The 9,261-nt window shown below is 71.3% G+C and carries 12 protein-coding genes; all 12 read right to left on the reverse strand.

The window, feature by feature from the left end:
• Nucleotides 1–104 precede the first annotated feature (104 nt).
• Nucleotides 105–1,109 carry a TIGR03619 family F420-dependent LLM class oxidoreductase gene (locus HYV93_10405; GenBank protein MBI2526384.1) on the reverse strand — a complete coding sequence of 335 codons (1,005 nt, stop codon included), beginning with the start codon at nt 1,107–1,109 and terminating at the stop codon, nt 105–107.
• A 226-nt stretch (nt 1,110–1,335) separates the two neighbouring features.
• Nucleotides 1,336–1,905 carry an amino acid synthesis family protein gene (locus HYV93_10410; GenBank protein MBI2526385.1) on the reverse strand — a complete coding sequence of 190 codons (570 nt, stop codon included), beginning with the start codon at nt 1,903–1,905 and terminating at the stop codon, nt 1,336–1,338.
• A gap of 13 nt (nt 1,906–1,918) precedes the next feature.
• On the reverse strand, nt 1,919–3,094 hold the full coding sequence (locus HYV93_10415) for an amidohydrolase family protein (protein ID MBI2526386.1): 1,176 nt from the start codon (nt 3,092–3,094) through the stop codon (nt 1,919–1,921).
• Between the two features lie 2 nt (nt 3,095–3,096).
• Entirely contained in the window at nt 3,097–3,873 is a 777-nt protein-coding gene (locus HYV93_10420; GenBank protein MBI2526387.1) for a DUF169 domain-containing protein, read from the reverse strand.
• A 129-nt stretch (nt 3,874–4,002) separates the two neighbouring features.
• Nucleotides 4,003–4,506: a hypothetical protein gene (locus HYV93_10425; protein MBI2526388.1), complete on the reverse strand. Its 504-nt coding sequence runs from the start codon at nt 4,504–4,506 to the stop codon at nt 4,003–4,005.
• A 208-nt stretch (nt 4,507–4,714) separates the two neighbouring features.
• Nucleotides 4,715–5,419: an ABC transporter ATP-binding protein gene (locus HYV93_10430; GenBank protein ID MBI2526389.1), complete on the reverse strand. Its 705-nt coding sequence runs from the start codon at nt 5,417–5,419 to the stop codon at nt 4,715–4,717.
• Entirely contained in the window at nt 5,416–6,153 is a 738-nt protein-coding gene (locus tag HYV93_10435) for an ABC transporter ATP-binding protein (GenBank protein MBI2526390.1), read from the reverse strand. Before HYV93_10435 ends, HYV93_10430 begins: the two co-directional genes overlap by 4 nt.
• Nucleotides 6,154–6,242: 89 nt before the next feature.
• Nucleotides 6,243–6,503 carry a type II toxin-antitoxin system RelE/ParE family toxin gene (locus HYV93_10440; GenBank protein ID MBI2526391.1) on the reverse strand — a complete coding sequence of 87 codons (261 nt, stop codon included), beginning with the start codon at nt 6,501–6,503 and terminating at the stop codon, nt 6,243–6,245.
• Complete coding sequence (locus tag HYV93_10445) at nt 6,500–6,703, reverse strand: hypothetical protein (GenBank protein ID MBI2526392.1); 204 nt, start codon at nt 6,701–6,703, stop codon at nt 6,500–6,502. Before HYV93_10445 ends, HYV93_10440 begins: the two co-directional genes overlap by 4 nt.
• A gap of 276 nt (nt 6,704–6,979) precedes the next feature.
• The gene (locus HYV93_10450) at nt 6,980–7,837 is read right to left on the reverse strand and encodes a branched-chain amino acid ABC transporter permease (protein MBI2526393.1); all 858 of its coding nucleotides are present in this window, start codon (nt 7,835–7,837) and stop codon (nt 6,980–6,982) included.
• A 95-nt stretch (nt 7,838–7,932) separates the two neighbouring features.
• On the reverse strand, nt 7,933–8,799 hold the full coding sequence (locus tag HYV93_10455; GenBank protein ID MBI2526394.1) for a branched-chain amino acid ABC transporter permease: 867 nt from the start codon (nt 8,797–8,799) through the stop codon (nt 7,933–7,935).
• Between the two features lie 99 nt (nt 8,800–8,898).
• Nucleotides 8,899–9,261, reverse strand: a 363-nt coding sequence (locus HYV93_10460; protein ID MBI2526395.1) for an ABC transporter substrate-binding protein, incomplete at its 5' end; no start/stop codon positions are given.

A 9,261-nucleotide genomic window follows, 5' to 3' on the forward strand; every position in this document is an offset into this window, starting at 1 on the left:
CATGGAGATTCTCTCCGCTCGCCCCCGGGCATCCACTATTGGATGCGGGTTCGTCGACGATGCGACTGTTCAGGCCGAGCGCGACCACGCGGTCGCTAGTCTAGCTAGGTGTCGGATTGCAAGACCTGACCCCTCACTCGCGGCAGCACCTCGCTGGCCAGGAGCTCGAGCTGGTCCAGCCCCCAGTGGAGGGGGTTCAGCACCACCCACTCCGCCCCGCCGAAGGCAGCGAGCTTGCGCCCGATCTTCTCGGCCAGCTCCTCGGCCTCGCCCACGAGATAGAACTCCTTCCAGTACGGCAAGTCCATCCCGGAGTAGACCTGGAAGTGGGGCACGGCCACCTCGGGGCGCTCACCCTTCCTGAGCACGTAGACGAAGTTCGAGTACACCTTGCTCATCTCCTCCGGCTTGCGGCCCAGCTCCCCCATGAAGCGCTGGATCTTCTCCCAGTCCCCGCGGACCATCTCCGCCGTGGAGGAGGAGTGCGGGACCCAGGTCCTTGCGTACTTCGCGATCCGGCGGAGGACAGGGTCGACGGTGGCGACGGTCTGGGCGTAGATCTTCTCCGACGGCTGGGTGCCCCCGCCGATCCAGATGGGTGGGTGCGGCTTCTGGAGCGGCTTGGGGTCGATGCTGAGATCCTTGAAGCGGTAGTACCGCCCCTGGTACGTGACGTTGTCACCGGCCCAGAGCGCCGTCACCGCCTCGAGCATCTCGTCCATGCGCCGGCCGCGCTCCTTGTGAGGCACCCCCATGAGGGCGAACTCCTCCTCGTGCCAGCCCACGCGCACGCCCAGGACGCTCCGCCCGCCCGAGAGGAGGTCCAGCGTCGCCCACTCCTTGGCGAAGTAGGCCGGGTTGCGGAGCGGCAGCACGAGCACCATGCTGCCGAGCCGGATCGTGCGCGTGACTCCCGCCAGCGCCGAGAGCAGCGCCAGGGGCTCGAGCCAGGTGCAGGCATAGGCGGGGGGCGTGAGGAGCAGGTGATCGATCGACACCGCGCACTCGAAGCCGAGGTCCTCGGCGCGGCGGAGATAGGCACCCATCTCCGCGAGCGTGGCGGTCCGGGCGCCGAGGGCGAAGCTGGGAAGCCTGAGCCCGAAGCGCATGCGCGTCACCTCCCCTGCCGGGGGCTTGGCGCGAGGCCACCCGGGGAATCTTTGACCAGCAACGCCCCCTGCCGGGGGCTTGGCGCGAGTCTGCCCAGGGACCCTTTGACCAGCGACGCCCCCTTGCGGGGGCTTGCTATGAGGAGGCTGCGCATCTTCATCTCTCCATCCCGCCTGAACGTCGATGACTTCGGACGGTAGTTTGGCCTCTTCGCGCCTGCGGCGCTCATCGGAGGCCGTCCTCCTTCTTCGCTTCGGCGACGGTGAGGCCGCCGACGCGCGCGTGCGGCCTCCCGCCGTCGGTGACGACCAGCGCCACGAGGATCTCGTCGGCGCGCGGCGCATCCGCCAGGCGCACCTCCATGGCGTCGAAGTGGGTGCGGACGAAGGCGGCGTCCTTGTAGTGGAGGGGAACGTCGATGGAGGCGCCCGGTCCGCCCAGCTTCTTCGCCGAGGGGATGATGGCCTTGCCACCGCCCACCGCGGCACGGAACGGCGTGCCGAGCGTCGGGTGGAGGATGGCCGCGGCATGCTCGTACTCGCCCCGCTCGCCCACCACGGCGGCCTTGCCATAGGAGTGCACCGGCGCCCCGAGGGCGGCAACGGCGCGACGGCCCAGGAGGTCGCCCAGCTCCTCACCCGTCTTGATCAGCTCGGCCAGGTCCTCGACGAAGCGCCCCGCGAAGGGGTTCTCGATCACGGCCACCGCCGCGACCTTCCTGACGGGCCGGGCCGCCGGCTTGCCGCCGTCCGCGACGATCTCCTCGATCACCGTCACGAGCTTCCGGATCCTCATGGCATCGCTCCTCTCAGTGGCCCGCCGCCGCCGGACCATGCCCCTTCACCACCTCGGCGGCGCGCGCTGCGGGCGGCGTGTTCCGGCTGCGCCCGATCCGGATCTGCCCGTCGATCAGCACCATGGAGATGCCGAAGAGGTCTCCGGCCCGGAGCGCCTCGAGCGCCGTGCGCCCGACCGAGCCCGTCGGCGCATCCACGATGCAGAGATCGGCTTCCCGCCCGGCGGCGATCACGCCCACCGGCAGGCCGTAGACGCGCGCCGTGTTCCCCGTGGCCATGCACACCGCGTCCTCGGGGCTCACGCCGCCCAGCGAGGCGAGGTGGGCGATCATGCGCAGGATGCCCAGCGGCACCACGCCGGTCCCCGAGGGGGCGTCATTGCCGATGATGATCCGGTGGAGCGCGCGTGCCTCCTCGGCGCGCCTCAGCGTGTGGAGCGCCGTCTTGCCGTTGCCGCAGTGGACGATCTCCAGCGCCATCTCCGTGGCCACGAGCGAGTCGATCTCCCGCTCGCTCATGGAGGTGGTGCCGCCGTTGATGTGCCCCACCACGTGCGGGGCCGCCTCCAGCACCACCTCCGCGCCGATCGGGTTGCTGCCGGCGATGGAGGGCCCGCCCGTGTGGATGGTCACGGTCATCCCGTGCTTCCTGGCCCAGCGCACCATCGGCGCGGCATCCTTGCCCGTCCTCACCGAGCCGAGCCCGATCTCGCCCACCAGCTTCACGCCGTCGCGGGCCAGGTCGGCGAAGTCCTCCTCCACCATCCCCAGCTCGAGGATGGGAGCGCCGGCATGGACCTTGACCCCCGCCGGACGCAGGTTGGCGTAGGCCTTGGCCGCCACGACAGCCAGCGCCTTGAGCCCGACGATGTCCCTGGGGCGGCCCGGCAGGTGCACCTCGCCGGCCGAGATCATGGTCGTGATCCCGCCGTTCAGCCCCGAGTCGATGAAGTCCATGGTGCGCTGGCGCGGGGTGAAGTCGCCGAAGACGGGGTGGCAGTGGGAGTCGATGAGCCCCGGGATCACCGTGCTGCCGCGGGCGTCGATCACGGCATCCGCCTCCCCGTCGAGCCTCCGGCCCGCGGCGGCGATCTTCCCGTCCTGGACCACGATGGAGTCGCCGTCCAGCAGCGGCCGGGCGATGTCGCCCGAGACGATCTGGCCGATGTTCCGGATGAGCGTCTTCATGGCTACCCCTTCGCCTGATACGTCACGGCCATGCCGGCCGCGGCATCGGCCTGGATCCCGTAGGGCGGCGCCGGGTAGCGGAAGCCGTTGCGCGAGAGCGCCGCCAGCCCCTCGATGGCGCCAGGCAGGAAGCGTGGGGGCAGGGCCATCAGCAGCTCGTCGTCGGCCACGCCGCCGTAGCGCCGCTCGGCGTAGCACGGGATGGTGAGCGCGGGCTCGCCCGTCTTGAGGGCCTTGCCCCAGGAGTCGGCGCAGGCCGACTCCCCCACGGACGTGAAGTGCATCTTGCGGTAGCCCGTCCACTGCAGCCCGTTGATCAGGAAGATCATCTGCCCCGGCGTCCCGTACACGAGGCAGATGTCGGGGGGCGTGAGCCGTCCGGCGGTGAGCGGCGAGACCGCCATGGCGCGGTACCGTCCATGGGGAACCACGTCCATGGCCTCCTGGTGCCCGCGTGCGTCCGCCTCCGTCTTGTACCAGACCCCCGTGATCCGCCGCCCCGAGCGCCACTCCTCGTCCTGGGGGTGGAGCCCGATCACGGCCCCGCATTGCGCCCCCACGAGGTCGTCCACCGTGATGCCCACGGTCCAGCCCAGCTGGCGCGCCTGGGCGACGATCTGATCGGTGGTGTGCTTCACCTTCGGCCGGCGGATCTTCGGGATGGCCTCCATGTCCTGCACACGCTCGAAGAGCTTCATCCCGATCGGGATGGAGCGCAGCCGCAGGTACTGGTTGAGCCCGTTGACGATCGCGTCGAAGTCGTAGGTCTCGGCGGTCATGGCGCGTTCTCCTTGCACCTGGGATGACGATCACGCGAGGACTCGCCCGGCGCCGCGGATCGGGCACGCGACGGGGGCGAAGGGGCGCCGGGGCGGGCGAAGGCAGGGACCGCGAGGGCAGCGCTTCCGCTAGGACGGCTCCTCCCCGGGGAGGACGCGGGCCTCGAGCCGCAGGATGCGCCGGTCGACCCGGGCGAACTCCTGATGCATCTCCTCCCTGAGGCGATCGTGCTTCCGGTCCAGCGTGAGCACACCCTCGGCGACGAGCCTGACCTCCGACCTGAGACCCTCGGCCACCACGTCGAAGTGGCGGCGGGTCTCGGCAGACTCGGCCTGCACGTCCTGGCGAATCCGGCCTTCCATGCTGTCGGCATACGTCCGGCTGCGCGCCTCGGCGCCCGCAATCGTCTGGGTGGTACCCTCCAGCAGCCGCTGCTCCATCGCGTCAGCGTAGGCGCGGCTACGCGCCTCGGCACCCGCAATCGCCTGGGCGGTACCCTCCAGCAGCCGCTGCTCCATCGCGTCGGCGTGGGCGCGGCTGCGCGTCTCGGCATCGGCGATCGCCCGGGCCGTCCCCTGCAGCAGCCGCTCTTCCATCTGGCGGAGCCGATCGCGGCGAGGCTCACGAGGCATGGACCATCCTGTGCCGGCCACGTGGCCCGTGTCAATCGTATCCGTGCTGATACCGCGGGAATCATCTCCCCCTGGGCAACGGCATCCCCGTCGGAGCGCTCGACATTCATGCGCGGTGCTCGGCGCGACGATTCTGTCAGATGGGGCCACGCCCCGCAAGCCGGCCGCCGCGACAGCTGCCCGCTGCGGGCCCGGGCGCGGCTGCCCGCTACCTCCGGACACCGAGGTGCCGGAGCAGCACCTCGGGCTCGGCGGCGAGTGCGGCGGGCGTCGCCTCGCGCACGACACGGCCCGTCTCGAGAACGGCGATCCGGTCTGCGACCCCGAGCGCCGCGTCCACCTTCTGCTCGACCAGGAGGATGCCGACGCCGCGCCCCTTGAGCGCCACCACGGTCTCGAGCAGGCGATCCACCAGCGAGGGCATGAGCCCCTCGCTGGGCTCGTCCAGCAGGAGCATCGCTGGCCGGGCGCAGAGGGCCCGTGCCGTGGCCAGCATCTGCTGCTCGCCCCCCGAGAGCGTCCCGGCACGCTGGCGCAGCCGCTCCCGGAGCGCGGGGAACAGCGCGAGCACCGGCTCCAGCGTGTCGACGCCCCCGGCCCGTACCAGGAGCCCCATCCGCAAGTTCTCCGCCACCGTGAGGTGCGGGAAGAGGCGCCGGCCCTGTGGCACATAGGCGATACCGTGGCGCGGGACCTCATGCGCGGGGAGGCGGCCCAGCTCGGTCCCGTCCAGCGCGATGCGGCCGGAGCGCGGGCGCAGGAGCCCCATGATGGCCCGGAGCGTCGTCGTCTTGCCCGCGCCGTTGCGGCCCAGCAACCCCAGCACCTCGCCCGCCCCGAGGCTCAGCGAGACGTCCCGCAGCACGTGGCTCTCGCCGTAGTAGCAGTTGACACGGTCGAGGGTGAGCGTCATCGGCCGAGATAGGCCCGCTGGACGTCGGCATTCGCCTCGATCTCCCGCGGCGCCCCCTCGGCGATGATCCGGCCGGCATCCATCACCGTCACCCGGCTCGCCAGCTCCAGGACCACGGCCATGTTGTGCTCGATGAGGAGCACCGTGGCCACGCGGGCCAGATCCCGCACGAGCCGGCAGAGCACGCCGATGTCCTCGGGCCCCAGCCCCTGAGTCGGCTCGTCCAGGATGAGCAGCTCCGGCCCGAGCGCCAGCGCCATGGCCACTTCCAGCGCCCGCTGATGCCCGTAGGCCAGCGCCCCGGCCTGCTGGTCCCGCAGGCCGCCGAGCCCCACGGTCTGAAGCGCGGCCTCTACATCGGCGGCCACGGCCGCGCGGTCCAGCCCGAGCCAGTCCACGAGCCGTCTCAGCCGGCGCCGCTGCGCCGCCAGCGCCACGTTGTCCCAGACGGACAGGCGGCGGTAGATGCTCGTGACCTGGAAGGTGTAGACGATCCCCAGATTGGCCCGATCCCACGGCCCGAGCCCGGTGATGTCCCGCCCGCCGAAGAGGACGCGCCCCGAGGACGGAGCGAGCCGGCCGCTGATCAGGCTCACCAGCGTGGTCTTGCCGGCACCATTCGGGCCGATGAGAGCGCGCACCTCGCCCAGGTGGAGGCGGAAGTCCACGGCGCTCACCGCCTCGAGTCCGCCGAAGCGCTTCGAGAGCCCCCGCGTCTCCAGCAGCGGCGTCACGGGAGCCACGGCGCCCAGCGGCGGGGGATCGGCCCGGCGCCGACGACTGTCGTGGGTATCCGTGCGTGCATGTCTCGGCGGCTTGCTGCTCAGCGATAGGCGTCCTGGCGGTGGCGCACCGCAACGACGTCGACCACCTTTGCGCCATCGTCTACGCCGTAGAGCACGCGGTACTCACCGACCCGGATACGCCACAGCTTCTCCTCGCCCCGCAGCTTCCGACACCCAGGAGATCGGGGATCATCCGATAGCCCCAGGATTCTCGCCCAGAGGCGAGCCACCAGGCGCGCGTCGAGCGCCTCGAGCTCGCGCCGGGCCGATCGGGCGAACGTGATCTGGTAGCGCGTCACCTCGACGCGCCCGGACGCAGCTTGCCCGCCTTGATCAGCCTCCGCTTCACCCTCTCGAGGGCCTCTCGCGGTTCCCCCTGCCGCCGGCGCGCCAGGGCCCGGTCGAAGAGGTCCTCCCACAGGTCTCGATTCTTGCGCAGGTCGATGACGACGCCCGTCGTGCGGCCGCTCTCGTCCACCACGAACTGAACGCCTTTCACAGCGTCACCTCCCGTCGGAGCGAACCCCGTGTGCGCATCGCCTGTCCCGTGCCGCCGCAGCCAACGCCAACGGCAAGCGGCCGGCCGCGGCCGCGCCGCCCCGCGCCCGTGCGCGCCGAGGCATGTTCCAACACTATCACTCTGTCGGCAGCCTCTGGCTGGCCGTCGTCGCTCAAAGTCGGAGGTCGAGCCCGGCGAATGGCACCTGCCGCGATGTCGTGGCCAGGGACCGGCGACCGAAGCGCTTCGAGAGCGCCCGCGTCGTCAGCAGCGGCGTCACGGGAGCCACGGGGCCCAGCGGGCGCGGATGCCGCCGACGATGCCGGCCGGCGCCCAGAGGACCATGACGATGAGGGCGGCGCCGACCACGATGAGGTAGCCGGTGGTGAGGGCGCTGGCGAGGTCCACGAGATAGGTCATGAGGAGCGTGCCGACCAGCGGCCCCAGCGTCGTGCCGGCGCCGCCGAGCAGCGTCCAGAGCAGGGGGTAGATGGAGTAGAGGATGCCGCCGAAGGTGGAGCCCACGTAGGAGAAGAGGAGCGTGTAGGCCGAGCCCGCGACGGCGGAGAGGAGGCCCGAGACGACCACGGCGAAGAGCCGGCAGCGCACGGTGTTGTAGCCCAGGAGCCGCGTGCGCTCCTCGTTCTCCTTGAGCGCCACCAGCACCCGGCCGGCGGGGGAGCTCGTGAGCCAGAGGCTCGAGAGGAGACAGCCCGCGAAGACGACGAGGGCCGCGTTGTACTTCACGGCGGGGTGCGCGAAGGCGAGGCGGACGCCGGGGAGGTCGAGGCCGAGCCCCGAAAGGATGAACCCCTGGTCGCCGCCCGTCACGTCGTTGAAGTAGAGCGTCGCCAGGTTGAAGGCCTGGGCGAGCATCATCGTGACGATGAGGAAGGCGGGGCCGGCCGTGCGGAGGGTCACGAGCCCCACCGCCGCCGCCACCAGGAGCCCCGCGACGATGCCCGCCAGGAAGCCGGCGCCGGCGCCGAAGCCCCAGTGCTGGATCGTGAGCCCGGTGCCGTACATCCCCGCGGCGAAGAACATGGCATGCCCGAGGCTCATGAGGCCCGTGTAGCCCAGCAGGAGGTTGTAGCCCACCGCGTAGGCGGCCAGCACCATGACGCGCGCCACCATCCCGTGGTGGAATGGTGGAAGGACGAGCTGGAGCGCGGCCAGCAGGGCGAGCACGCCCAGGTGGAGCGCCAGCGCCGGGCCGCGCCGCTCGCCGCTCACGCCACCTCCTCGCCGAAGAGCCCGCGCCCCCGGACGGCCAGCACGAGCCCCACCAGCAGCGTGGCGACGATCTTGGCGAGGGTCGGCGAGAAGAGCACCGAGATCACGCCGTCGGAGAGCCCGACGACCAGCGCCGCCACGAGCGTCCCGCGGAGGCTGCCGAGCCCGCCCAGGATCACCACGACGAAGGACATGAGGAGGGCGTCCAGCCCCATGAGGTAATGCGCCTGCTGGACGGGGACGATCAGCGCCCCGGCCGCGGCGGTGAGACCCGCGCCCACGCCGAAGACCAGGGTGTAGACGCGGCCCACCGGCACGGCGAAGGCCTGGGCCATCTCGCGGTCCTGCTGCGTCGCGCGCATCTGGAGCCCCAGCGTCGTCCGCGACAGCGCCGCCCAGGTGGCGAGCAGCAGGACGGCGGCGGCGGCGGCCACCACCAGCTTGTAGCCCGAGTAGCCGAACCACGGGAAGTCCACGCGGAAGTAGATGGGCGCCTCCACCGGCCGGGCATAGGGCCCGTAGGCGGTGAGCACGGCCTGCTGGAGGATGTAGAGCAGCCCGACGGTGGCGACGATGGTGCTCTCGGGCTCGTAGCCGATGCGCCGGAGCACGAGGCGATCGGCCAGGACGGCCACGCCCGCGACGGCGACGGGGGCCAGGAGCAGCGCGAGCAGGAAGCTCCCCGTCAGCGTCGAGACGTACCAGGCGACGATGGCCCCGAGCATGAAGAACTCGCCGTGGGCCACGTTGACGATGCGCATGACGCCGAACACGAGCGAGAGGCCGAGCGCGGTGAGCGCCAGCACCAGCGCGCCCACGGTGCCCTCGAGGAGGGCCAGGAAGAGGTGGGGCCCGAGGCTCACGCCGGCACCCGCGCCGGGGAGGGCGTGTCGAGCGCGGGCTTGGCCCGCGCAAGCGAAGCGGGAGGCTCGAAGGGGGCCGGCGAGGCCCCCTTCGACGTTCTACAGCGGCTGCTTCGTATAGTCGGCCTCGGGCGTGTACATCGAGTCCTCGATCGCGGTCCGGTGGATCACGCTGAGCCGCCGCTTCTCCACCTTGGAGATCAGCTGCTGGCCGAAGACCTGGTGGAGCCGCCCGACGAACTTCTTCGGGCCCTGCGGGTGCTCGAGGCCCTCCGGGAAGGACTGGAAGCCCTCCAGCGTCTCGATGAGGGCCTTGTAGTCGCCGGGCTTCCTGTAGCCGCTCTTCTCCACCGCCTGCTTGATGACGAAGAGCGTCGCCCAGCAGCCGAACATGTGCGAGGCCGTGGAGACGTCCTTCGGGTCGGCGACGCTGGCCCCGCTGTCGTTGATGCCCACGCGCTC

The organism is Candidatus Rokuibacteriota bacterium (assembly GCA_016188005.1).
GTDB lineage: Bacteria > Methylomirabilota > Methylomirabilia > Rokubacteriales > CSP1-6 > UBA12499.